This is a genomic window from Micromonospora sp. NPDC020750 (genome assembly GCF_044334565.1).
GTDB lineage: Bacteria > Actinomycetota > Actinomycetes > Mycobacteriales > Micromonosporaceae > Micromonospora.
This window is the reverse complement of the sequence record NZ_JBIRTH010000003.1, coordinates 127,041-150,324: the sequence shown is the minus strand read 5'-3', so window position 1 is coordinate 150,324 and position 23,284 is coordinate 127,041. Positions and strand designations below refer to the sequence as shown.

Genomic DNA, 23,284 nt, shown 5'->3' with positions numbered 1-23,284 from the left:
TCCTGGCTGCGGGGCTGTCCGTCGCCGCCACGCGTCCGTTAGGGTTCGCTGGACCGGACGGCCATCGCGTGGGGGGCACAAGGGTGGGCAGGCTCGCGGCGGCGTACGGCCAGGCGGTCACCGCCCACCGGCAGGCCCGTGACCGGTTGGAACGGGCCCGGCTGGCCCTCGGCGCGCCACCGCCGGCCGTGACCGGCGCCGCCGAGGTCGTCGCCCGGCTGGCCCGCCTCGGCGGGCGGCTCGCCGCTCCCACCCCCGGCGCGACCCCGCTGACCGAGGCGCCCGCCGGAGTCCGGGTCGGCGAGGCGGCCACCCTGGACGGTGGCTTCCCGGTGCTCGTCCCGCTCGGCGGCGGCTGCCACCTCACCGTCGACGCCGACGCCCGCGATCCCCGCGTCGGCGAGCTGCTGCGCGCGCTGGTGCTGCGGCTGCTCGCCACCGCCCCGGCCGGCACGGTCCGGGTCGCCGGGATCGACACGGTGGCCTTCGGGGCCACCTTCCTGCCGCTGCGCCCGCTGCTCGACGCCGGGGTGCTCGCCCCGCCCGCCACCACCGCCGCCGAGGTCGCCGCGCTGCTCGACGAGGCCGAGCGGCACGCCCGGGCGGCGCAGCACGCCGCCCCGGCAGCCCGGGAGCTGCTGGTGCTGGTCGCCGCCGCCGCGCCCTCGCCCCCGGAGCTGGCCAGGCTCGCCGCGCTCACCCACGCCGGCCCGTCCGCCGCGGTCTGCGTACTGCTCGCGGGTCACCCGCAGGCCGGCGCGGCCGACCCGCCGCCGCTGGGCGCGGCCACCGCGCTGCGGCTCATGCAGCGGTACGCCCACGTCGGCGACCCGCCCGGGCATCCGTTCAGCGGCGACGGCTCCGGGCTGGCCGCCCCCGTGGTGCTCGACGGCGACCTGCCGCCGGCCACCGTGGCCGCCCTCGCCGGGCACCTCGGCCCGGCCGTGCGCCGCGACGCCCCGCCCACCTTCGCCGACCTGCTGCCCGCCCGACGTTGGACGGGGTCGAGCGCCGCCGGGCTGTCCACCGTGGTCGGCCGGGCCGGGCGGCAGCCGGTCACCGTCGCCTTCGACGACGCCACCCCGCACTGGCTGGTCGCCGGGCGCACCGGCGCCGGCAAGACCGTCTTCCTGCTCGACGTCCTCTACGGGCTGGCCGCCCGCTACTCCCCGGCGCAGCTCCAGCTCTGGCTGCTCGACTTCAAGGAGGGCGTCAGCTTCACCGAGTTCGTCCCCACCGAGCGGGATCCGTCCTGGCTACCGCACGCCCGCGCCGTCGGCATCGAATCCGACCGGGAGTACGGCCTCGCCGTGCTGCGCGAGCTGCGCCGGGAACTGAACCGGCGGGCGGGCGTGCTGAAGCGGCACGGCGTCACCAAGCTCGCCGACCTGCCCGGCGACGCGGCGGTGCCCCGGATCGTGGCGGTCGTCGACGAGTTCCAGGTGCTGCTCGCCGGCACCGACGCCGTGGCGCGGGAGGCCGTCGACCTGCTGGAGGAGTTGGCCCGCAAGGGCCGCTCGTACGGGGTGCACCTGGTGCTGGCCAGCCAGGCCACCACCGGCATCGAGTCGCTGTACGGGCGCGCCGAGGCGATCTTCGGGCAGTTCCCGCTGCGGGTGGCGCTGCCTGGCGGCGCGGGGGCGCTCGACCCGCTCAACGGCGCCGCCAACGCGCTGCCGATCGGCGCGGCCGTGTTGAACACCGCCGCCGGGGCGGCCGGCGCCGACACCGTGGTCCGCTTCCCCGACGCGTACGCCGCCCGCGCCGACCTGGCCCGGCTGCGCCACGAGCTGTGGCGGGACCGGCCGGCCGGCGACGGCCCCCCGGCCGTCTTCCGGGGGTACGAGCCAGCGCGGCTGGAGGACGATCCCACCTTCGCCGGGCTGCGCCCCGGTGTCGGGCCCCCGGTCGCCCTGGTCGGCCGCACGGTCGACGTGGCCGGCAGCACCGCGTCGTTCACCCTGGACTCCACCCCGGGCCGGCACCTCGCCGTGGTCGGCACCTCGACCGCCGGCGCGGACGTGCTGCGGGCCGCCGTACTGAGCCTCGCCCGGCAGCACGCGCCCGGCGAGGCCCGGTTCCTGCTCGCCCCGCTGGTCGCCGCCGCGGGCTCGGCGGCCGACGACACCGCCGCCGCGCTCGCCGCCGCCGGCCACCCGGTCGAGCGGCTCGACCAGGCCGCCCTGCGGGACCGGCTGGCGGCCTTCGCCGCCACCCCACCCGCCACAGCCCCGCCCGCCGCCGGTTCGCCCGCCACAGCCCCGCCCGCCACCACCTCGCCCGCCACCACCCCACCCGCCACAGCCCCGCCTGCTGCCGCCTCGGCCGTCGGCCGGACCTACCTGGTGCTGTTCGGCGCGGACGCGGCGTCGGCCACCCTCGCCGGCACCGACCCGGTCACCTTCCGCTCCGGCCACGACGACCTGCGCGCCCTGCTGCGCGAGGGCCCGGCCCGCGGGATGCACCTGCTCGGCTGGTGGCGCGGGTTGCGCCGGCTCGCCGACGACCTCGGCGGGTCGCACCACCGCGACGACGCCGCCTGCCTCGTCGCGCTGAACGTCCCGGGTGCGGAGCTGGGGCTGTACCTGGGCGAGCACGACCTCGCCCACACCCCGCGCGCCGACCGGGCTCTCCTGGTGGACCGGCACGACCAGCGCACCCGACTGATCGTGCCGTTCGCGTGGGCCGGGCACGAGCGGGACGAGGAGAGCTGACGGTGTCCACCTTCTCCGAGTACGCCGCCCTGGCCCGGCAACTCGCCGACCAGCGCCGCGAGACCGACCAGGACGCCGCCGCCGAGGCCGGCCGTCGCCGCGCCCTGCACACCACGCTCGACCAGCTCACCCGGCGCCTCGCCGTCCAGTCCCACCGCCTCGGCCAGCTCGGCCACGCCGTCGGCCTGCCCGCCGACCCGCCACCCGCCGCCGGGGGAGATCACTCCGGGACGACCGCCCCTGCAAGCAGCACCCCCGGGGGAGACCACTCCGGGACGACCGCCCCTGCAAGCAGCACCCCCGGGGCGACGTCGTCCGGCGGGACCTCCGGGGCGGGGGCGGTGCCCGACGGCGGCGCAGCCGCCGGGCCGGGGCGGCCGGGCGTCGGGGCGTACCCACCGGGTGCCCCGGGCGGGGCGGTGGTGGCGCTGCCGGCGGCGGCCGGGGTGCCCGCGCCCCGCGCCGGGGTTTCCGACCCGGCCGCGGAGCTGGCCGGGGCCCGGCGGCTCGCCGACGAGACCGACCGGCTGGTCCAGGTCACCGAGGCCGTCGCCCGGCAACCGCCGCTGCTGCCGACCTGGTCGCCGCTGGCCCGGGCCCTGGCCGTGTACACCGGCTGCGCGGCGGCCGGGGTGGTGCTCATGTTGATCATGGTGGTGGCCGCCGACCTGGCGGTGGTGGGCCTCGGTGCCCTCTACGCCGCCACCTGCGCCGGGCTGCCGGTGCTCTCCTTCGTCGCCGGATATCTGGTGCTGGGCCGGTGGGGGCGGCCGGCGCTGGGCTCGGAGCAGCCGCCCCGGTTCGTCCCGCTCGGCTTCGTCACCTGCGTGCTGCTCGTGCCCCTCGCCTACTGCGGCTACCTGCTGCTGTTCCGCCTCGTGCGCTGACCGCGCCGGCCACCGGGCGGGGTCAGCCGTCCAGGGCGAGCCGGGCGACCTCGGCGGCGCAGCCCCAGGAGAGGGTGACCCCCGCGCCGCCGTGCCCGTACGCGTGCACGAGCCGGCCGCCGCCCGGTCCGGCCGGCTGCACCTCCACCCGGGGACCGCCGTGCCGGGCCGGGCGGAGCCCGATCCGCTCATTGAGCACCGGCGCGTCGGCCAACTCCGGCACCAGCGCCACGCAGCGGCGCCGGATCGCCGCCGCCGTCTCCGGGTCCGGCCGGGTGTCCCACACCCCCGGCTGGAACGTGCCGCCGAGCACCACGTCGTGCCGGCGCGGGTGTACGTAGGTGATCCCGGCCGGATCGTCCTCGTCGCGGAACGAGGTGGTCAGGCCCGGGTTCGCCACCAGCACCACGTGCCCGCGTACCGGATGCACCGCCGGGTCGGCGGCGAGCCAGCCGGCCGCCAGCCCGGTCGCGTTGACCACGGTGGGGGCCGCCTCGAAGGCCTCGTCCAGCCGCTGCACCCGGCGGCGCAGCACCCGCCCCCCGCCCGCCTCGACCCGCTCGGTCAGCCACGCCAGGTACGGCGTCATCTCCACCGTGGGCGCGGTGAACCGCAGCAGCGTCGTGTACGGCGCGGCGGCCGGCTCGGCCGTCAGGTCCCCGGTCGCATCCGCCCACCACGGCGGGCCCGCGTCGGGGTGGCGCAGCAGCATCCGGGTCGCCCTGGCCACCACCCCCGGCACCCCGCCGGCCGCCTGGCGGCCCAGTTCCGCGTGGGTCTCCCGGGCCCAGCGCAGCACCCGGGGGTCCTCGTCGGTGTGGCTCGGGTACCAGACCGCCGCGGCCACCGTCGACACGATGTCGGCCGGATCGTCCGCGGCCCACACCGTCACCCGCGCGCCCCGCTCCTGAAGCGCCACGGCGGCCGTCAGCCCGATCACCCCGCCACCGACCACCACCACGTCCGTCGTCTTCTCCGTCATCGCCGCTCCCTCCGGTCGTCCACGGCCGTCGGCGCCGTGGCTGTCGTCCGCTGCCTGTCGTCCACGGTCGTCGCGCTGCGTTCTGTCACGCCGTGACTTCGGATCGTGCCCGGGTGGGCGGTGCGCCGTCCAAGACGGAAACCACAGTTGGCGATAAGCGGCGCTTATAATGGCTGCCATGCCCGACTCCGTAACCCGGGATCCCTGGTGGGATCTGCGCCGGCTGCGGTACTTCGCGGTGCTCGCCGAGGAACTGCACTTCACCCGGGCCGCCGCCCGCCTGCACATCGCCCAGCCGGCGCTCAGCCAGCAGATCCGGGCCCTGGAACGCCAGCTCGGCGTCCCGCTCGTGCACCGCACCAGCCGGGGCTGCACGCTGACCGAGGTGGGGCAGCGGGTCGCCGCCGAGGCCGGTCGGCTGCTCGCCGAGGTCGACGCCGGCACCGCCCGCATCCGCGATCTGGTGCGGGGCCGGGACGGCCGGCTCCGGCTGGCGTACACCCGCTCGGCCCGCGGCGGCCGGGTGGATGCCCTGGTGACCCGGTTCCGGGCCGCCCACCCCGACGTGGAGGTGGTCGCCGAGACCGCCTGGACCGCCCCCAACGTCGCCGGCCTGCTCGCCGGCCGGCTCGACGCGGCCTTCGTCCGCACGCCGGTCGAGGAGCCGGGCCTGAGGTGCCGGTTCGTCGAGGCCGAGGAGCTGCTGCTCGCCCTGCCGGTAGGGCACCCGCTGGCCGCCGGCCGCCGCCGGATCAGCCGGGCCGAGGTGGTCGACCTGCCCGCGGTGATGTGGCCGCGCGACAACGGCCCCGGCATGTTCGACCGGACCATCGCCCAGGTGTGGCCGCAGGGCGGCTTCCGCCTCGTCCGGCAGGAGCCGGACGACGAGCAACTGCTCCGCGCGGTGGCCGGGGGAGACGTGGTCGCGGCGGTGCCGGCCGGTCGCGCCCGCGCGCTCAAGGTGCCGGGGGTACGGCTGCGCCGGTTCACCGCCCCGACGCCCACCGTCGACGTGCGCCTGGCCTGGCCCCGCGACACCACGAACCCGGCCGTCCACCATCTCCTCGCCCTACTCGACGACGACTGACCGCCCCGGGGCCAGGGCCGCGACTCGCCGCTTTCTCTTTCGGCATTCGCGGACCTTGGACAATTGTCGTCTGCTGTGGACGATAGGTGTCCAAGATTCGGCGGCGGGCCGGGTCGGGCGGCGGGGAGGTGCCGGTGAGCGGCGAGTTGGACGGGTTCGTCATCGGGTACGTGCCGGCGGGAATCGGGGCGGAGGTGTCCGACTTCGCCAGCGAGTGGGAGGACGTGCGATTCCGTACCCGGGTATGGGAGCGGCAGGTCGAGGAGGGCTACCGGGTCGACCTGCGGGTGCACGTCCTGCGCGGCGGCGGGCTGGGCACCCTCGACGAGCTGCGCGACTTCCTCGCCGGCTACCACGAGCGGGACGCCGCGTCGTGGCGGCCGACCGAGTTCGTCGACGGCGACGTCACCGGCCTGATCGGCGACGGTGAGGCGTTCCGGCTGGTCGGGCCGGGCGTGGCGGTCGACGTGCTGGCCGACCCGGAGCGGGTGCCGGAGGCGGAGCTGCGGGCCGTGCTCACGCAGGTCCACCCCGGCTGAGCCTGCGGTGCCGCCCGGCCTGTCGAACTCGACATCACCCGGCTGAAGGACGCCGACGTGCTCCTGCCGCCCGAGGTCATCGCGCAGGAGATCGTCGAGGACCTACAGGCGGCGCTGCGCGAGTTCGTACTCCGAGAAGATCTGGCCGATGATGCGTCGTGCGCCGGCGGCCGGCTCGTCGGCATTGCGCAAGGTCCGGGCATAGGTGACGAGCGTCTTCCAGAGGGCCCAGCCGCGCCCGCGCGCCCATGTCGCCTCGTCGACGGACAGTCGCTCCCGGAACGCCTGCCGGCCGTCGGCGGTCAGCAGTGTCCAGGCGATCGCCAGGTCACAGGCCGGATCGCCGACGCCGCATGTCCCGAAGTCGATGACGGCTGACAGCTCCCCGTCGTCGAGCAGGAGATTTCCCTGGGCGACGTCACCGTGGAACCAGCGCTCCACGCCGTCCCAGCGGGCGTCCAGTGCGCTCTGCCAGATCTCGCGAGCCAGGTCGACGTCGACGTGACCGTCGAGTGCCGCGAGCGCGCGCCGGGCTCCGCCGTCGTAGGTGCGCAGCGTGCCGCCCCGGTACCAGTTGTGCTGTCCGGGGCGGGGCCCGTCGGTGGTATCGACGCTCTGCAGGGCCGCCAGGAACTCGGCCAGGTCGAGCGCGAACCGGACGGGGTCGGCGATGCGGTCGGCACTCGCCGTCTCGCCGTCGAGCCATGGGTAGATCGACCACGGGTAGGGGTAGCCTGCGCCGGGTTCGCCTTTCGCCAGTGGGATGGGGATGGGCAGCGGGAGTCGGGGGGCGAGCGCCGGAAGCCACCGGTGTTCCTTGTCGACCGCCAGGGCGTACTCCGATGCGCTGGGCAGACGCACCAACGCTCGGGAGCCGAGGTGGAAGCTCCAGTTGTCCCAGCCACCGATGGCTACGGGCTGAACGGGGAGGCCGGCCCATTGAGGGAACTGGTCGGCGACAAGCCGACGCACCTGTTCCGCGTCGACGGCAATGCGCTGGGGAACGGGACCGAGATGCGGTGTGCTGCTCATCGAGACGTCCTTGTCTGACAGGGAAAGGAAGTGTAGGAGCTGAGCGACAACTCGCCGTCCGAGCACACCCCGTGGCTGCTCAAGCCGGGATGTGCTTCGGGGTGCCGGCTCAGCGCCCGTTGCCGCTGCCAGCTCCGTGGGCGGCGTGCAGGAACGACTCGAAGCCCATCAGCATCTCCCCGACGTCGCCCAGGCTCCCCGGGCTCACGTCTGCCAGCTCGCCCAGGTACCGCATCCAGAGCTGATACGCGGTGGGCGCGTCTGCCACCGCCTGCTGCGCCAGCCACAGGTCCTTCAACGCCCGGCCGGCGTTCCCGCGTTCGGCTGCCTCCCTGGCCAGGTCGAACCGATCGTTGGTGAAGCTCAGCAGCAGACAGAGGTGGTCCGCGGCAGCAGCGCGAAGCCGGTGAAGGTCTCCGCCGGCAAGCGGGAGGAGTTCATCGCCCGCGCCCGCCGCGCCTCCCACGAGCCGCTGAACGAGGCGCAGACCCGCGTCGAAATCGACCGTGCTGGACCGGGCCGGCCTGCGCCCGGCGCAGGTCGAGGCGGTCGAGGGGCTGGAGCACTCGCTCGCCGAGGCCCGGCCCCGTGCGCTCGTGCAGATGGCCACGGGGGCGGGGAAGACGTTCGCGGCGGTGACGGCCAGCTACCGGCTGCTCAAGCACGCCCGCGCCCGCCGCATCCCCTCGACATCACCTGGTTGAAGGACGCCTCCCTGGAGGACGCCGACGCGCTGCTGCCGCCCGAGGTGATCGCGCAGGAGATCGTCGAGGATCTACAGGCGGCGCTACGCGAGTTCGCCGCCATCGCCGAAGCGCTCGGCGCGTCGGGCTCGCGAGTCGACACGGATTGATCGCCGTCCCTTGGGGCGGAGTGAGACGGCGGGCTGCCCGGCCGGTCGGTCCGACCGGGCAGCCCTCTTCTGAACTGAGCGCCAACTCGGTGGCGGTGCTCCGATCAGATCATCAGGACGGAGTGTAGTTCTTGACCTCGTCGTAGAATTCGCGCGTGCTCATCCCGTAGTAGGGCGAAAACATGTGTCCCCGAACACCGTCCACCGTGAAGGCGTTGTGCCCGTTCACCAGGCCGGTTGCGCCGTTGAAGTCAGCCAGCCAGTAGCCGCCTGAGCTTCCACCGTTCATCCCGCTCAGCATGTAGCTGACGCTGGCTCCGGCGTCGCCTGACGGACTATTTGCTCGCCACAGAAGCTCCCCGTTGAACGGCGCTTCGGCCGGGTATCCGAAAGCGGCGATAGACGGGTAGTAGGGCAGGCTGAAGGCGATGCCCTGCGAGCCCACCACATTTTGGAGCAGCTTGTCACCGCGGAACTGCATGATCACTGCACCGAGGTCACTGTACTGCCTCTTGTAGTCGATCCAGTCACGAGCGGCGAACAATGCAGCGGCATACCAGATGCCGTAGGGAGCGACAGGATTTCCGGAAGAGTTCAGGGTGTAGTTCGGCACGAAGATCCAGTTGCGAGCCCAGGTGCCACTACTGCCACCCCCGTGCACGCAGTGGCCGGCGGTCCACACCAGCGCCTTGCCCGGGCTGGTCACCACCCCGGCCGAGCAGACCATTTCCTGTCCTCCCATGGTGAAGAAGACCTTGCCCATGGTCCGGGCCACCTGGTGACCCGTCGGGTAGTCGGGCAGGTAGGTGTTGGGGCTGGTGACCGGAGGGGGCTCGTTGGGCGGGATGGCGTTGGGGGTCACGACAGCGTTCCCGTTGGTCGTGGCGACCTCCGCCGGGGGTGCGACCGTCGGGGCGGCCGGTGGAACGATGACAGGATCCTGGGCGCGATCGATTCCGGCCCCGGCCGGGAGGGTGGTGCCAGGCTCCATGCTCTTACGCGGCACCGTCTCCACCGGGCGGGCGTTGCGCATCCGTTCCGGAGTCCAGTACTCGGCCAGAGCCCGGTTACGTGCGGCGGGGCCGGTGCCTTTAACCTTCCGGGCCACATCTGGGCTGAGCTGGGCCGAGGTCCCGGCCGCCTGCCTTAGCTGCGACGACGAGGAGTCGACCGCGCTGGCCGGCCCCGCTGCCGAGGCCACGGCCACCGTGAATGTTGTGATCACGATGAGACTGCGGCGCAAATTTCGCAGCATGCTACCTCCGAGTGCGAGAAATGATGATCGGAGGTTAGGGCGTCCGGATGCCGCTGAACTGTCGCCTGCCGGACAATGTGATCATTGGGTTGAGTGGACGTCGGCAAGGATGATGTGCGTTGGGTGGCGGTGAGGCAGGGCCACTGCGTAGTCGGGTAACTACTGGTCACGGCGGTGATGAGGTCGTGGGGCGGCGGTTGGCGTGTCGCTGCCGGACTCTCCTGGCGTGGCATGACCCTCTGGAACCGCTGCCGCGACGCCCAGGCGCTCTGCGATCTCGAAGGGCCCCATCAGGAACCCGCACCACGGCCCATGAAAGCCGAAAGTAGTTGGATAGCTACTGTCCGATTGGCTATTGCCGTTTGACTCGTTGTCCTACCGGGATCGTGGCTGCATGCCGCGAAGACTGTCCTTCAAGGAGTATCTGCTCGCTACGGCGATGACCCTGGCCCGCCGGCATCGGCCGGTCTGGTCGTGGATCAGGTGGCGGTACGTCTGCAAGTGCGGGAACGAGCTGCCCTGCCGACATAGACACAAAATCCCGATCAACCGGGGCCACTGGCCGGGTGAGGACCAGTGACCGAGCACGGCCCCGTCCTGCCCATCTGGCTCTGCGCCGGCTGCGCCGCCCCATGGCCCTGCGCCACCCGCCGAAACGAACTCCTCCAGGAGTACGCCTCCGCGCCGATCTCCCTCGCGCTCTTGATGGGCTCGTACTACGTGGCCGCCAGCCACGACATCAACTGGGCCCCGGCCGGTACGCTCCACCGCCGCTTCCCCGGCTGGGTGCGTTGATCGAGTTCCGGGCCGGGATGCTCTTCCACGTGACCCGGGCGGCGAGCCCTCAGTTCGTGCAGCCGATCTTCTTCCGATTGATCCGCGTGCAAGCGGACTGGATCACCTACGACGCCTGAATCTGGCTCGACGGCTACCAACTTGACGACAGGGGCGACGCGGTGGCGCGACGGTCGATCTTCGTTTAGAAGGCCGGGCTCCGGGTGCTGGCCCCCTCCGCGCTGGCCGCGGCCCCGGCCGACCGCCGAGCGCGCCGGCCGCGACAGCCGGCCCCTCGGCGGTCGGCGCCGCTCGCGGGTTCATAGCTCCGCATGCTTTCTTCATGAGCGAGCGGCATCGGTGTTCGCCTTGGGGAATGGCGAGGCAGCTTCACCTTCGTGAAACTGCCACGCGCCCGCGCTTTGTCAACCTTACGTCTGTCACGAAGCACTGTAGGAATACTGGTGGCGAGATCCATTCGGGACAGGTAATGTGCCGACGTCGATTCCATCAGCGGGACGACGCTATTCTCCGCACCTGCGCAATTCCTCCGACGGTCGGCCGAGCCGCCCGTCCGATACGCCGTGCCCGTGAACCGTCCCCGTTCGCCACCCGCCCCGGTGGCGGCCGAGTCGAGGAGCCGCCGTGCGCGACCCGGAAACTGACCGGCAGGTCAGACCCGCCACTGTAGAGACGCCCACCGACCCCGAGCCGCCCACCGAGCCGGCCGACCGGTCCCGGCTCGGAAACAGTTTCGCCAACCGTCCCCTCGGCTACCCCAACGCCCTGGTCTGGCTGCGCGCCGGCATCCTGCGGGACTGGCGCGGGGTGCTGGGCGCGTTCCTGGCCACCTGGTTCTACGTACCCGTGGCCCTGCTCTGCGCGGTCCTGGGCGGAGTCGGCCTCGCCGTCTACGGCCTGGTCGCCGGCGGGAGTGGCGCCCCCGATGCCGTGCCGTCCGTGCTGCGCGACGCGCCTCTGGTGGGTGCCCTGCTCGACACGTTCCTCAACCGGTCCGGCGGGGTGCTCGGCGGCTTCGCCGGCTTCGCGATCGGCTTCCTGGCCGGCTTCCTCGTGGTGCTGGTGCTGCCGTGGCGCGACGCGTTCGACGAGCCGGCGAACCTGTTCACCGGCCTGGCCGGGATGGTGGCGGCCGCCGCGCTGGTCGGCGTGCTCTACACCCTCTACCGGGTGCTGTGGGAACCCTGGCTGCTGACCGTCTCGGGGGCGCGTCAGCTCAGCCGCCGCGAGGCCGAACGGCTCAGGCCCATCCTGTACGACTGCGCGAGCGCCCTCGGCCTGCCCAACGTGCCCCGGCTGCTCATCGAGGACGACCCGGTGCTCACCAACGCCCGCGCGTACGCCCGGCACGTGGTGGTCACCACCAGTCTGCTCGACGAGTCCGACGAGGACATCGCGGCGCTGCTCAGCCACGAACTGGTGCACTGGCACACCGGCGACGAGGTGACCGGCGCGTTCGTCCGGGGGGTGGCGCTGCCGCTGGTGCTGGTGCACGCGGTGCCGGCATGGCTGATGCGGACCTTCCCGCACCCGGCCACCAACCTCGTGGTGTTCGTCTTCTTCTGGCCCGTGCTGCTCACCATGAAGTATGTGGTGCTGCCCCCGCACTCCCGGGACGTCCGGGCCGCCGAGTACCGCGCCGACGCCGGTGCCGTGCTCGCCGGCCACGCCCGGGGCATGCGGGACATGCTGGAGCGGCGCAAGTCCTTCGAGAGCGGGCGCAGCGGCTGGGACGAGGCGGTCTGCGCCACCCACCCCGCGTCCGAGCTGCGGCTGGACCGGTTGGAACTGCTCGCCCCGGCGGCCGACGGTGCCGAGCGGCCCGCCGGGGACGTCGCCCCGGTCACCGCCGAGGACCTGTTCGGGCGGCCGGGGGCGATCGCGTCCCCACGGGCCGTGCTGGTGGCCGGCCTGCTGGCGCTGGCCTGCGGCCTCGGCGGCACCCTGCTCGGGGCGGCGCAGTGGGCGTTCTTCCGGCCGGCGACGGTGGTCGACGGGTACTTCTCGGGGCTGGCCGACCACGACGCCCGCGCGGCCCTGGAGTCGCTGGCCCCCGGCGTACGACCGTCCGGCGGCGACCTGGAGCTGCTCGCCGCGCTGGTCGAGGCGAAGGACTACCAGCCACCCGAGGACGTCGACGTGACGTCGATCGAACGGGACGGCGACGAGGCGGTCGCCACGGTCGAGTTCACCCTCGCCGGCCGGAAGACGACCGCGAAGCTGCACCTGGAGCGGGAGGAGTCCGCCACCCTGGGGGTCTTCCACGGCTGGGGGATCAGCGAGAGTTCCCCGTGGCTCGGCCTGCCGGCCGGGCAGTCGGGCCTGACGATCAACGGGTTGTCGGTGCCGGTCGGGCCGGAGGGGAAGAGCGTTCCGCTGCTGCCCGGGGCGTACACGGTGGGCGGGCAGTCCAACCCGCTCGCCGAGACCCCGCCGCAGGTCGTCCTGGCCGCACCCGGGCAGGGCAACCTCGGCGACGTGCGGCTGGAGCCGACCCTGACGCCGACCGCCCGGTCGACGGCCGAGCAGGAGGTCCGGAAGTACCTGGACGCCTGCGCCGCGCAGCAGGTGGCCGCGCCGGAGAACTGCCCGTTCCGCTACTACAACGGGGCGACGGTCAAGAAGATCGCCTGGAGGATCACGGAGTACCCGAAGGTGGAGCTGACCCTGACCGGCCCCACCACGGCCCAGGTCTCGACGCCGTACGAGGGGCAGGGGACGGCCCTGGCCACCGGCACCACCGCGGGTTTCTACGGGACCAGCCCGTTCACCGAGGACGACACGTTCGGTGTCACCGGCGTCCTGTCGGTGGTGGACGGCAGGCTGACGTTCCAGCCCGGCGAGTGAGGCCGGCCGCCGATGACGGGAACGGCCCCGCACGCGGTGGCGCGGGGAAGACGAGTGAAGGAGAGGGACCACGTGACCGAGACCCCGACCGGGGCCCGGCAGCCGGTGCGGCTGGTGCTCGTGCCGCGCACCGCCCGGCCGCCCCGGGTGCCGCTGCTGGACTGGCTGCACCAGCGCCCCGAGTTCCGTGCCGGGGTGCGGGACTCCGGCGGGCGGACCGGCGGGCGACCCGGGTTCAGCGACGCGGTGATCATCGCGGTGGTGGCCCAGGCGCTGCTGCCGGGGCTGTTCGGCCTGTTGCAGAGCTGGGTCGACCAGCAGCGCACCGAGGTCACCGTGCGGGTGCGGGCGGGGGAGTCCGAGGTGGAGATCCAGGTCAACGGCCGCACGGACGCCACGAAGCTGATCGATCAGGCGACCCGGGCGCTGCGGCAGGCCGGGGGAGCGGTGGCTGACCAGGCCGGCTCCGAGGCCGACCGGGCGCTCCCGGCGGCAGATGACCGGGCACTGCCGCCCGAGGACGGGCGGGCGCTCCCGCCGGCTGGCCCGGAGGGGCCCGGCCCGGCCACCTGACCGACGAGCCCGAGCGGGCTCCGACGCCCGTCCCGCCCGTGCGGATGCGCATTCCCGCACGGGCGGCCCGGACCGGGCCCGCCCGCGCGGCACGACCGGAAGTACCGGCGGTCAGGCCCGCTCGATCACCACGACCGGGATCTCCCGGTCGGTGTCGCGCTGGTAACCGGCGTACCGGGGGAAGACCTTCGTCATCAGCTCGAACAGCCGGGACCGTTCCACGCCGGAGACCGTCCGGGCCCGGCCCCGGAAGCGTTCGGCACCGATCTGCACCTCCACCTCCGGGTCGGCGGCGAGGTTCAGGTACCAGTTCGGGTGCGCCGCCGCGCCCCCGTTGGAGGCGACCAGCACGACCCGGTCGCCGTCCCGGCCGTAGTACAACGCCGTCCGCCGCAGGGTGCCGGACCTGCGGCCCCGGGTGGTGACCAGCAACGCGTCGTAGCCGTGGTACGTGGCCCCCTCGGCGCCGTCGGTCGCCACGTACCGCCGTACGTGCTCGGCCACCCAGCCGACCGGGCTCTCCTCGAACGTCTCGCCCTGCTGCGGTGCGGCCATGCCGTCGCCTCCTCGCGCTCGCGGTACGCCCCCTGCGTCCCCATCGGAGGGTAACGACCGCCTGCCCGGCTGTGGGACCCGTCGCCGGGCCGGGTGCGGGATCGCCCGGCGCTCAGGTGGCCTTCGCCAGGGCCTCGTACTCGTCGTCGGTGAGCCGCACCTCGGCGGCGGCCACGTTCTCCTCCAGGTGCGCCACCGACGACGTGCCCGGGATGGGGAGCATGACCGGCGAGCGGCGCAGCAGCCAGGCGAGCGCGAGCTGCGCGGGCGTCGCCCCGTGCCCGGTGGAGATCGCGTCCAGCGGCCCGCCCGGCTTTGCCAGGTTGCCGGTGGCCATCGGGAACCACGGAATAAACGCCAGGTCGTTGCGTTCGCAGTAGTCGAGGACGCCCTCGGCGCTGCGGTCGGCCAGGTTGTAGAGGTTCTGCACCGACACGATCGGGGTGATCTCCCGGGCCGCCTCGATCTGCTCCACGGTCACCTCGGAGAGCCCGATGTGCCGGATCTTGCCCTCCTGCTTGAGTAACGCCAGCTCGCCGAGCTGGTCGGCCAGTGGCACCTGGGCGTCGATCCGGTGCAGCTGGTACAGCCCGATGGCGTCCAGGCCGAGGTGGCGCAGGCTCAGCTCGCACTGCTGGCGCAGGTACTCCGGCCGGCCCACCGGCCGCCAGTCGGCCGGGCCGGCGCGGGTCAGCCCGGCCTTGGTCGCGATGACCAGGTCGTCGGCGTACGGGTGCAGCGCCTCCCTGATCAGCATCTCCGAGACGAACGGGCCGTACGAGTCTGCGGTGTCGATGAAGGTGACGCCCAGCTCGTACGCCCGGCGCAGCACTCGTACCGCCTCGGCCGGATCCAACGGATCGCCCCAGACGCCCGGCCCGGTGAGCTGCATCGCCCCGTAGCCGAGCCGGTCGACCTGGAGGTCGCCGCCGATCCGATACGTGCCGGATGCCTTCGCGGGCTGCCTGCCAGCGTCGTTGCCCATGAGAGGAACCCCCAATCCCTGTGTGCCGTCGTCGGCGAACCCCCGACGCCGTACGGTGGCATTTCCCCGGATCGCGGCCCGCAAGCCGATCGCGGGGTTGCCCGGCGACACCGGGTCAGGGCCGCAGGTGCAGGGGCGCGGGCACGTGATCGAGGTGGGCGTGCCGGAACGGCTGGGTCAGCGGGCACGGCTGCAGGCCCAGCGCGTCGAGGATCTCGGTGTGCTGGCACTCGGCGAACAGCCTGGGCGCGTCGTCGAGCGGCACGTCGCCGCGCAGCGCCGCCCCCAGGCGCTCCGGGTCGACCTCGCCCACACCCAGCGCCACGAACGCCTCCGGGTCGGCCCCGGACGGGCCGGGCGCCGGCAGCGGGCCGTCCACCGGGTACAGGGTGCCGTCGAAACCGGCCCAGAATTCGTTGTCGTCGTCGTCCCAGTATTCCGTGACCCAGGAGCGGTCGGAGACGTATTCGTGCGCCAGCTCGCCGGCGACGTAGACGGTGGCCGACATGACGCTGGAGTCGAAGACGTTGAAGGCCACCGCCGGCTCGCCCGTCACCGTGCTGATCAGCTCGGCCAGGTCGTCGACCTCGGCGTAGCCGCTCTCCTCCTCCTCGCGCGGCACGACCGCCCACCGCCGTGACCCGACCGCCGTCACGTACGCCTCCCGGCCGGCGTCGCCCACCGCCGCGCGCACGGCGGCCAGCTCGCCGACGGCCAAAATGCTCTGATAGCTCGTTCCCATGCCCGGGGACGCTACGACGCCGGTCCGACACCCGTCGGCTGCGGTGCCCGGCGAGGCGTCCACCCAGCCGAAGCCCGGAGATCCCGCAAGGGGTCACCGGACATCTCGATGTCAGTGCTCAGAGTGCTTCACCTCGCGCGACTGCCTCGATGACCTCCATATGCTCAGGCTGCAAGCCGGTGGACATCTTCGGCCGGATCAGCAGGGCCCGCCCCGTCGACATCAGCTCGTCGTAGACGTCGCCGGCCAGGGGAACCTCGGTGTCGTCGGTCCAGATCAGCCGGCGGCCGTCGGCGAGTACCTGCCGGGCGGCGGCGAGTTTCGCCGCGGACGCCTCCTCACCGCGCAAGGGCTCGGTGAAGGCACGGGCCAGGGGCGGAAACGCCCACAGGTATTCCAGTGCGGCGGCGTCGGCGCACCAGGTGCTGCACCAATGGACTTCCACGGCGCCGGCCCGGTGAAGATCGCGGATGCGGGTGATCAGCGAGGGCGCCCACCGCAGCGTGTATTCGTAGTTGTCGGCGTTCGACCAGCAGCGGCCCTTGAGGGGTGGGCCGCCCCAGCCGGGTCTGTTGGCGTTGATGACGCCGTCCACGTCGAGAAGCCACACGGGCGGCAGGTCGGTCATGGGCGATGCTCCTCAGGGTAGAACGAGTTCGGGCGCGCGCTGAGAATCTACGGGGGCAGCAACGGCTGCCCGGGTCGACGGAGACGTTCGTTGCGCCGAGTGCGCAGGCAACATCAACGTGCCCGGGCCGGGACACGGGGCCGCTGACCTCGATACCGTCGGTGGTGAGCAGACGCGCCATTCCAGCGCCCCACCGCAGCGCCAACGCCGCCACCGACATCACCCCCGACAACTGATAGCTCGTTCCCATGCCCGGGGACGCTACGACGCCGGTCCGACACCTGTCGGCTGCGGCACCTGGCCCAGGATCAGGTCGGCCGCCCGCCAGGCCAGCGCCATCACCGGGGCGTTCAGGTAACCCGACACCAGCACCGGCAGCACGGAGGCGTCCACCACCCGCAGCCCGTCGACACCGCGCACCCGCAGCTCGGGGTCGACGACGTGCTCGTCGTCCGGCCCCATCGCGCAGGTGCCCACCGCGTGGTACCCGCAGTAGCCCAGCGCCAGCGTCGCCTCGACGATCTCCCGGTCGTCGCGCACCTCCGGGCCGGGCACGGTCTCCACCGCGATGCGCCCGGCGACCGGGTCCGTCGCGAACAGCTCCCGCATCCGCCGGAAGGCGTTCACGGCGACTCGCCGGTCGTGCGGGGTGTCGAGGTAGTTGGCGACGATCCGGGGCGGGGCCGACGGGTCGGCCGAGGTGATGGTGAGGCTGCCCTCGCTGTCCGGCCGGGTGACCGTGCACAGCCCCATCATCCCCGGCTCGGACTCCAGCTCCAGCGCGTGACCGGGGCGGCGTGGCGCCGCCGAGAAGGGCGCGACCAGCAACTGCGCGTCCGGATGATCGACGTCGGGGGTGGAGCGGAAGTGCGCCCCGATGTCCTGCACGGGCAGGCTCAGCGGCCCGCGCCGGGTCAGCGCGTACCGCAGCGCGGCCAACCCCTGCCCGACCAGGCTGCCCAGCATGTGGTTGTACCCGCCGTTGCCGGCCAGCCGGAACTGCACCGGCGTCGACCGGTGCTCGCGCAGCCCGCGCCCCACCCGGGGCCGGTCCAGCAGCACGGCCACCCCGGCCCGGCGCAGCGTGTCCGCCGGCCCGACCCCGGAGACCTGCAACAGTTGCGGGCTGGCGATCGCCCCGGCGGCGAGGATCACCTCGGCCGAGGCGGCGTAGTCGACCGTCCGTCCCGCGCGGCGGGTCCGCACCCCGATGGCCCGGCCGGCGTGGACGAGGACCCGCAGCACCTCCGTCTCCACGGCCACGGTCAGGTTGGGTCGGTCCCGGACCGGGTGCAGGAACGCGTCGGCGGCGCTGACCCGGCGTCCGTCGCGGATCGTGGCGGTGACATAGCCGATCCGCTCGCCGTCCTCGGCGTTCAGGTCGTCCACCCGACGCCAGCCCAGCGCCTCCCCGGCGCCGATCGTCGCCTCGCACAGCTCGTCGGTGCCGGTCGCCGAGGACAGCCGCAGCGGCCCGCCCACGCCGCGCATCTCGGAGGCCCCCAGCGGGTGGTCCTCCAGCCGCTTGAAGATCGGCAGTAGGGTGTCCCAGCCCCAGCCCGGGTTGCCCAGCCGCTCCAGCCCGTCCCAGTCGACCCGGTCGCCCCGGCCGTACACCATGCCGTTGATCGAACTGGACCCGCCGACCAGCCGGCCGCGCTGCCACACCTCGCGCCGCGCGGGCGCCGCCTCCGCCGGGTAGTGCCACGCGGTGCGTCGGTCGTCCATCAGCCGGCTGAACCCCTTCGGCAGCCGCACGAAGGGGCTGCGGTCCCAGCCGCCCGCCTCGATCAGCAGCACCCGGGTCGTCGGGTCCTCGCTCAGCCGGTTGGCCAGCACGCACCCGGCGGCGCCCGCGCCCACCACGACGTAGTCGTACTCCTGCACGGGGCCTCCCGCTTCGACGGATACGAGAACCACTCAGAAGGTAGTTGCTCGATCACCGAGGGGAAAGGTCGGGGTCGCCCCGCGCGTCCGTCGGGTCACCCGGCGTGGCGGATCGGCTCGAGTGGCTCCGCAGCCGGCCGGCCCGTGCGACGCTGGCCAGGGGGGAGGAGCGACATGACGGGGATGCCGCAGGTCGACTTCGCGCTCGACACCTACGAGTGCATCGTGCTCTACCCGGGTCCCGCCGGGCGGGCGCTGCCCGACGAGACGGTCCAGCGGTTGCAGGCCGAGCACACCGAACACATGCGGGTGCTGCAACGACGGGGCATCGTGCTGGTCGCCGGTTCGATCGACGGCCCCGCCCGCGAGCCCGACCCGCCGATCGGCTTCGGGCTGGCCCGCACCGGCTCGGTGGACGACGTGCGCGGCGTCATGGAGGCCGACCCGGCGGTGCAGGCCGGGCTCTACCGGGTGGACGTGTTGACGTTCCTCTGCCCGGCCGGCGCGGTGGAGTTTCCCCTGGCCAAGACGGAGAGCTGACCGTTCGGCGGCCGGCGGGGTGTCGGCATCGTGACGGCGGTCGCAGCCCGTCCGCTGATACCGTCGCCCAGTGGTGGGGAGCGCGCCCGAGGGAGGTGACGCCGGGCGGTACGATTCCCGGCGCGCGGTCGCCGATGCCCGCCGACACGACGATTCCGGACGATGGTTCCGGGTGTGAGTCCGCCCGCCGGGTGCGCGGGTGTGGCGCGTCGTCGCAGAACTGTTCCGCAATCCGAAAGGGGTCGGCCCGTAGACCGACCCGGAGGAGAGACTAGCCTGATGGGCGTGACACGCCGCGCGAAGATCGTCTGCACTCTTGGCCCCGCCACCTCGTCCCCGGAGCGTATCCGGGGGCTCGTCGAGGCGGGCATGAACGTGGCGAGACTCAACTTCAGCCACGGCAGCCACGCGGACCACGAGGCGGTCTACCGACTCGTCCGCGAGGCCTCCGACGCCGCCGGGCGGCCGGTGGCCCTGCTCGCCGACCTCCAGGGCCCGAAGATCCGGCTCGGCCGGTTCGCCGACGGCCCGCACGAGTGGCGCACCGGCGACTCCGTGGTGATCACCGGGGACGAGATCCTCGGCACCAAGGAGCGGGTCTCCTGCACCTACCGCAAGCTCCCGCAGGAGGTGAAGGCCGGCGACCGGCTGCTGATCGACGACGGCCGGGTGGCCATCGAGGTCAGCGACGTGGTCGGCAACGACATCCGCTGCCTGGTCACCGAGGGTGGCCCGGTCTCCAACAACAAGGGCGTCTCGCTGCCCAACGTGGCCGTCAGCGTCCCGGCCCTGTCGGACAAGGACGCCGAGGACCTGCGTTTCGCCCTCGGCCTCGGCGTCGACATGATCGCGCTCTCCTTCGTCCGCTCGGCGGAGGACATCAAGCTCGTGCACAACATCATGGCCGAGGAGGGCCTGTACCGGCCGGTGCTGGCCAAGGTCGAGAAGCCCGAGGCGGTCGACCACCTCGAGGCGATCGTGCTGGCCTTCGACGGCGTCATGGTCGCCCGCGGTGACCTCGGCGTCGAGATGCCGCTGGACCAGGTCCCCCTGGTGCAGAAGCGCGCCGTGCAGCTCTGCCGGGAGAACGCCAAGCCGGTCATCGTGGCCACCCAGATGCTCGACTCGATGATCGAGAATTCGCGGCCGACCCGCGCCGAGGCCTCCGACGTGGCCAACGCGGTCCTCGACGGCGCCGACGCGGTGATGCTGTCCGGCGAGACCAGCGTCGGCAAGTACCCGGTGCTCACGGTCAGCACCATGGCCAGGATCATCACCACCACCGAGGCCGGCTCGATCGGGGTGCCCCGGCTCCAGCACGACCCGCGCACCCACGGCGGGGCGCTCACGGTCGCCGCGTCCTCGATCGCCCGGGCCATCGGCGCCAAGGCCCTGGTGGCCTTCTCGCAGACCGGTGACACCGTCAAGCGGCTGAGCCGGCTGCACTGCGACCTGCCGCTGCTGGCCTTCACCCCGGTGCCCGAGGTGCGCAGCCAGCTCGCCCTCTGCTGGGGCGTGGAGACGTTCCTGATGCCGTTCGTCGAGCACACCGACGAGATGTTCCGCCAGGTCGACCAGGCGCTGCTCGGGCTCAACCGGGCCAACCCGGGCGACTACGTGGTGATCGTCGCCGGCAGCCCGCCCGGCACCCCCGGCTCCACCAACACCCTGCGGGTGCACCAGCTCGGCTCGCTGGTCGACGCGGCGTCCGCGCGGGCGTTGCAGTGACCGACCCGGTCGCCGTCGGCCAGGCTGCCGTCGACCAGCTCCTCGGGGTCCTGGACCTGGAGCAGACCGGCAAGATGACCTTCCGGGGGGTTAGCCCCCCGGTCGGTCCGCAGCGGGTGTACGGCGGCCAGGTCGCCGGCCAGGCCCTGGTCGCTGCCGGCCGCACCGTCGACCCGGAGCGGTTCGTGCACTCGCTGCACGGCTATTTCGTCCGGCCCGGCGACCCGTCCGAGCCCATCGAGTACCAGGTGGAGAACGTCCGCGACGGCCGGTCGTTCTCCGTGCGCCGCTCGGTGGCGCTCCAGCACCACCAGCCGATCTTCTTCATGTCGGCGTCGTTCCAGCGGACCGCGGAGGGCCTGGACCACCAGGCCCCCACCCCGCCGGACGTGCCCGCGCCCGACGACGTGCCCACGATGGCCGACCGGCTGTCCCGCTACCCGGAGCGGCTGGGCATCTGGGGGCAGATCCCGCGCCCGATCGACGTGCGCTACGTGGGCGAGCCCGGCTGGGTTCGCCCCGGCGACCGGCCCGCCGACCCGCACCAGCGGGTCTGGATGCGCATCGACGGCAAGCTGCCCGACGACCCGCTGCTGCACGCCTGCGCCCTGACGTACGCCTCCGACCTGACCCTGCTGGACTCGGTGCTGTCGGTGCACGGCGAGGTGTGGGGGCCCGGCGGCGTGGTCGGGGCCAGCCTCGACCACGCCCTGTGGTTCCACCGGCCGTTCCGGGCCGACGAGTGGTTCCTGTACGACTGCGGCAGCCCGTCTGCCTCCGGCGCGCGCGGGCTGGCCACCGGCCGGGTTTTCACCACCGACGGCCGGCACGTCGCCAGCGTCGTGCAGGAGGGCCTGCTGCGCCGGGTCGGCACCTGATCAGAAGCTGCTGACCAGCTTCACGAACGCCTCGTCGATCGTCCCCGGGTCCCTGGCGTCGAACGCCTTGCCGGCGCTGGCCTTGGCGATCTTGTCGAGGGTGGCGAAGTCGGAGTCCTGGTCGAAGGCGACGCAGAAGACCTTCACCGGCCGCTCCGGGTCCAGCGCGATGTCCTTCAGCAGCCGGGCGAGGTCGCTGTCCTTCGGGTACTCGTTCTTGCCGTCGGTGAGGACCACCACCGCGTTGATCCGGTCCGGGTCGTAGTCGTCGAGCAGTTGGCGGTGCGCGGCGCGGACCGTCGCGTACAGCGCGGTGCCGCCGTCGGCCTTCAGGCCGCCGAGCTTGCCGGTGAAGCCGGCCTTGTTGAACGGCGAGAGCCGAAGCTCCTCGCGGTGCGGCTTCGGGCGCTGCGACGTCTCCGAGGAGAACGACCAGAGGGCGACCTGGTCGGCCGAGTTGAGCAGGCCGACCGCCTTGCCGGCGGCGCCGGTGGCGACCTGGAGCCGGGACCGGCCGCCGACCTTCTTGGTCATCGAGCCGGAGACGTCCACAGCGAACAGGATGTTCGCCTTCTTGCGCAGCGTGCTCCACCCGCGCAGGATCGCGTCCACCACCTCCGGCTCCGGCGGATCGAAGTAGTTGAGGTTCCCGGCGGGCCCGCCCCGCACGACGGAGACCAGCTCGTCCGAGGGCCGGCGTTCGTGGTCGCGGAATCCGAGCTCGTCGAAGGTGCGCTGCTGCGGGCCGTCCTGGAGGAAGCGCAGGAAGTCCTGCGCCGCCGCGCGCTGCGCCTCGTCGGCCGAGGGCAGCACCACGTACGGGTGGTCGAGGTTGAAGGTGCCCTCCTTCGGGTGCACCGCCACCAGCGGGACCCGGGGCTTCTGGCCCGGTGTGGGGCTGAGCTGCCCCTGGTTGTACTGGTAGACCAGCTCCTCCTGCACCACGACCGCGCTCATGTCCCGCGTCCGCGCGTCGCCGCCCGCGCCCAGGTCCGCCTCGGCGAGGTCGCGCAGCAGGTCCACCGAGTCGTCGCTGTAGTGCGAGACGTTCGCCTCGATCTCGCGCACGAACCGGGTCACCGCGGGCTGCGCCAGGTCGGGCTCGGTCAGGTCACTGGAGCGCTGCACCGCCGCGTAGTAGGTCGCGATGGTGGCCGCCAGCCCCGAGGTGGACAGGTTGGGGTTGTCCTTGCCGAAGGTGAACCGGCCCCACTCGGGCCGGCCGAAGGCCGCCCAGCCCTGGTCCCCGGACAGCCCGAGGACGTCCGCCCAGCCGAGGGGGCCGCGCTGCTGCACCAGCTCGCCCTTCTCCTTGGGCATGGCGATGACCAGCGGGCTGTTCGCGATCGACGGGTACTTGTCGGGGGTCTGCGCCGGCCGGCCGTTCGTCTCGTCCAGCAGCCGCAGCCGACCGGTCCACAGCGACGACGTCGGCAGCCACACCTGCGGCGCCGGGATCGCCGGCTGCTGCCTGGCCCAACCGCCCGCCAACGCCTCCATCGCCTTGCCCGAGTTGAGCCCGTGCACGGTCACCTGGGCGCAGCGCCCGTCGAAGCGCCGGTCGCTGTCGTTGTACTTCGCGGCGAGCTGGCCGAGCAACTGGTCCTTCTCCGTCGAGGAGTTCACCTCCAGCGCCACGCACGAGGAGCGGTCCGCGCCGGAATCCGGCCGCACGATCACGTACGCCGCGGCGATGACCGCGAGCCCGGCGACCACGGCCACCGTCAACGGCAACCAGGGCCGGGCGGAAGGCTGACCGGGGGCCATCGGATCCTCC

Annotated in this window: 22 protein-coding genes and 1 pseudogene; 13 read left to right on the top strand and 10 right to left on the bottom strand. The window is 73.2% G+C overall.

All coding sequences use genetic code 11. The annotated features are described in order from the left end of the window. The first annotated feature begins 83 nt into the window (after nt 1-83). Complete coding sequence (locus ACH4T9_RS10880; protein ID WP_396670890.1) at nt 84-2,714, top strand: FtsK/SpoIIIE domain-containing protein; 2,631 nt, start codon at nt 84-86, stop codon at nt 2,712-2,714. Nucleotides 2,715-2,716: 2 nt separating this feature from the next. Then, entirely contained in the window at nt 2,717-3,601 is an 885-nt protein-coding gene (locus ACH4T9_RS10875; protein ID WP_396670889.1) for a hypothetical protein, read from the top strand. Between the two features lie 22 nt (nt 3,602-3,623). On the opposite strand, the gene ACH4T9_RS10870 is transcribed toward ACH4T9_RS10875, so the two are convergent. Beyond that, nucleotides 3,624-4,583, bottom strand: coding sequence for an FAD-dependent oxidoreductase (locus tag ACH4T9_RS10870; protein ID WP_396670888.1), 960 nt, complete (start codon nt 4,581-4,583; stop codon nt 3,624-3,626). Between the two features lie 178 nt (nt 4,584-4,761). On the opposite strand from ACH4T9_RS10870, the gene ACH4T9_RS10865 reads away from it, so the two are divergent. Together ACH4T9_RS10865 and ACH4T9_RS10860 are read left to right on the top strand one after the other, a co-directional pair. Further along, a complete protein-coding gene (locus ACH4T9_RS10865) occupies nt 4,762-5,670 on the top strand; it encodes a LysR family transcriptional regulator (protein WP_396670887.1) in 909 nt (302 codons plus the stop codon). An 86-nt stretch (nt 5,671-5,756) separates the two neighbouring features. Beyond that, nucleotides 5,757-6,209 carry a hypothetical protein gene (locus ACH4T9_RS10860; RefSeq protein ID WP_396670886.1) on the top strand — a complete coding sequence of 151 codons (453 nt, stop codon included), beginning with the start codon at nt 5,757-5,759 and terminating at the stop codon, nt 6,207-6,209. Nucleotides 6,210-6,311: 102 nt separating this feature from the next. Here the strand turns inward: ACH4T9_RS10860 and ACH4T9_RS10855 are convergent, their stop codons facing one another. Both ACH4T9_RS10855 and ACH4T9_RS10850 read right to left on the bottom strand, forming a co-directional pair. Continuing rightward, a complete protein-coding gene (locus ACH4T9_RS10855) occupies nt 6,312-7,241 on the bottom strand; it encodes an aminoglycoside phosphotransferase family protein (RefSeq protein ID WP_396670885.1) in 930 nt (309 codons plus the stop codon). 109 nt (nt 7,242-7,350) lie between these two features. Continuing rightward, nucleotides 7,351-7,707, bottom strand: coding sequence for a hypothetical protein (locus tag ACH4T9_RS10850; protein ID WP_396670884.1), 357 nt, complete (start codon nt 7,705-7,707; stop codon nt 7,351-7,353). 40 nt (nt 7,708-7,747) lie between these two features. On the opposite strand from ACH4T9_RS10850, the gene ACH4T9_RS10845 reads away from it, so the two are divergent. Next, on the top strand, nt 7,748-7,945 hold the full coding sequence (locus ACH4T9_RS10845; protein ID WP_396670883.1) for a DEAD/DEAH box helicase family protein: 198 nt from the start codon (nt 7,748-7,750) through the stop codon (nt 7,943-7,945). Then, nucleotides 7,942-8,094, top strand: coding sequence for a hypothetical protein (locus ACH4T9_RS10840; protein WP_396670882.1), 153 nt, complete (start codon nt 7,942-7,944; stop codon nt 8,092-8,094). Before ACH4T9_RS10845 ends, ACH4T9_RS10840 begins: the two co-directional genes overlap by 4 nt. A gap of 112 nt (nt 8,095-8,206) precedes the next feature. On the opposite strand, the gene ACH4T9_RS10835 is transcribed toward ACH4T9_RS10840, so the two are convergent. Continuing rightward, complete coding sequence (locus ACH4T9_RS10835) at nt 8,207-9,319, bottom strand: trypsin-like serine peptidase (protein ID WP_396670881.1); 1,113 nt, start codon at nt 9,317-9,319, stop codon at nt 8,207-8,209. A 606-nt stretch (nt 9,320-9,925) separates the two neighbouring features. Here ACH4T9_RS10835 and ACH4T9_RS10830 point away from each other — a divergent pair. From ACH4T9_RS10830 to ACH4T9_RS10815, 4 genes and pseudogenes are all read left to right on the top strand, one after another. Further along, entirely contained in the window at nt 9,926-10,144 is a 219-nt protein-coding gene (locus tag ACH4T9_RS10830) for a hypothetical protein (RefSeq protein ID WP_396670880.1), read from the top strand. Nucleotides 10,145-10,161: 17 nt separating this feature from the next. Continuing rightward, nucleotides 10,162-10,449, top strand: a pseudogene (locus ACH4T9_RS10825) (hypothetical protein). Nucleotides 10,450-10,768: 319 nt separating this feature from the next. After that, nucleotides 10,769-12,991, top strand: coding sequence for a M48 family metalloprotease (locus tag ACH4T9_RS10820; protein ID WP_396670879.1), 2,223 nt, complete (start codon nt 10,769-10,771; stop codon nt 12,989-12,991). A 72-nt stretch (nt 12,992-13,063) separates the two neighbouring features. Further along, entirely contained in the window at nt 13,064-13,564 is a 501-nt protein-coding gene (locus tag ACH4T9_RS10815) for a hypothetical protein (RefSeq protein ID WP_396670878.1), read from the top strand. Between the two features lie 111 nt (nt 13,565-13,675). Here the strand turns inward: ACH4T9_RS10815 and ACH4T9_RS10810 are convergent, their stop codons facing one another. The 5 genes from ACH4T9_RS10810 to ACH4T9_RS10790 form a co-directional block, all read right to left on the bottom strand. Beyond that, on the bottom strand, nt 13,676-14,119 hold the full coding sequence (locus ACH4T9_RS10810) for a nitroreductase family deazaflavin-dependent oxidoreductase (protein WP_396670877.1): 444 nt from the start codon (nt 14,117-14,119) through the stop codon (nt 13,676-13,678). A 112-nt stretch (nt 14,120-14,231) separates the two neighbouring features. Continuing rightward, entirely contained in the window at nt 14,232-15,104 is an 873-nt protein-coding gene (locus ACH4T9_RS10805; RefSeq protein ID WP_396670876.1) for an aldo/keto reductase, read from the bottom strand. A 115-nt stretch (nt 15,105-15,219) separates the two neighbouring features. Then, nucleotides 15,220-15,846 carry a hypothetical protein gene (locus ACH4T9_RS10800; RefSeq protein WP_396670875.1) on the bottom strand — a complete coding sequence of 209 codons (627 nt, stop codon included), beginning with the start codon at nt 15,844-15,846 and terminating at the stop codon, nt 15,220-15,222. Nucleotides 15,847-15,964: 118 nt separating this feature from the next. Next, nucleotides 15,965-16,474 (bottom strand): hypothetical protein, encoded by a 510-nt coding sequence (locus ACH4T9_RS10795; RefSeq protein WP_396670874.1) that lies wholly within the window; start codon nt 16,472-16,474, stop codon nt 15,965-15,967. A gap of 261 nt (nt 16,475-16,735) precedes the next feature. After that, nucleotides 16,736-18,361 (bottom strand): GMC family oxidoreductase, encoded by a 1,626-nt coding sequence (locus ACH4T9_RS10790; RefSeq protein WP_396670873.1) that lies wholly within the window; start codon nt 18,359-18,361, stop codon nt 16,736-16,738. 174 nt (nt 18,362-18,535) lie between these two features. Here ACH4T9_RS10790 and ACH4T9_RS10785 point away from each other — a divergent pair, with 174 nt between their 5' ends. From ACH4T9_RS10785 to ACH4T9_RS10775, 3 genes are all read left to right on the top strand, one after another. Beyond that, complete coding sequence (locus ACH4T9_RS10785; RefSeq protein WP_396670872.1) at nt 18,536-18,901, top strand: YciI family protein; 366 nt, start codon at nt 18,536-18,538, stop codon at nt 18,899-18,901. A gap of 279 nt (nt 18,902-19,180) precedes the next feature. Continuing rightward, the gene (pyk, locus tag ACH4T9_RS10780) at nt 19,181-20,629 is read left to right on the top strand and encodes a pyruvate kinase (RefSeq protein ID WP_396670871.1); all 1,449 of its coding nucleotides are present in this window, start codon (nt 19,181-19,183) and stop codon (nt 20,627-20,629) included. Continuing rightward, on the top strand, nt 20,626-21,507 hold the full coding sequence (locus tag ACH4T9_RS10775) for an acyl-CoA thioesterase (RefSeq protein WP_396670870.1): 882 nt from the start codon (nt 20,626-20,628) through the stop codon (nt 21,505-21,507). The genes pyk and ACH4T9_RS10775 overlap by 4 nt, the downstream gene beginning before the upstream one ends. On the opposite strand, the gene ACH4T9_RS10770 is transcribed toward ACH4T9_RS10775, so the two are convergent. After that, a complete protein-coding gene (locus ACH4T9_RS10770) occupies nt 21,508-23,274 on the bottom strand; it encodes an extracellular solute-binding protein (RefSeq protein WP_396670869.1) in 1,767 nt (588 codons plus the stop codon). It abuts the gene before it with no gap. Nucleotides 23,275-23,284: the final 10 nt, after the last annotated feature.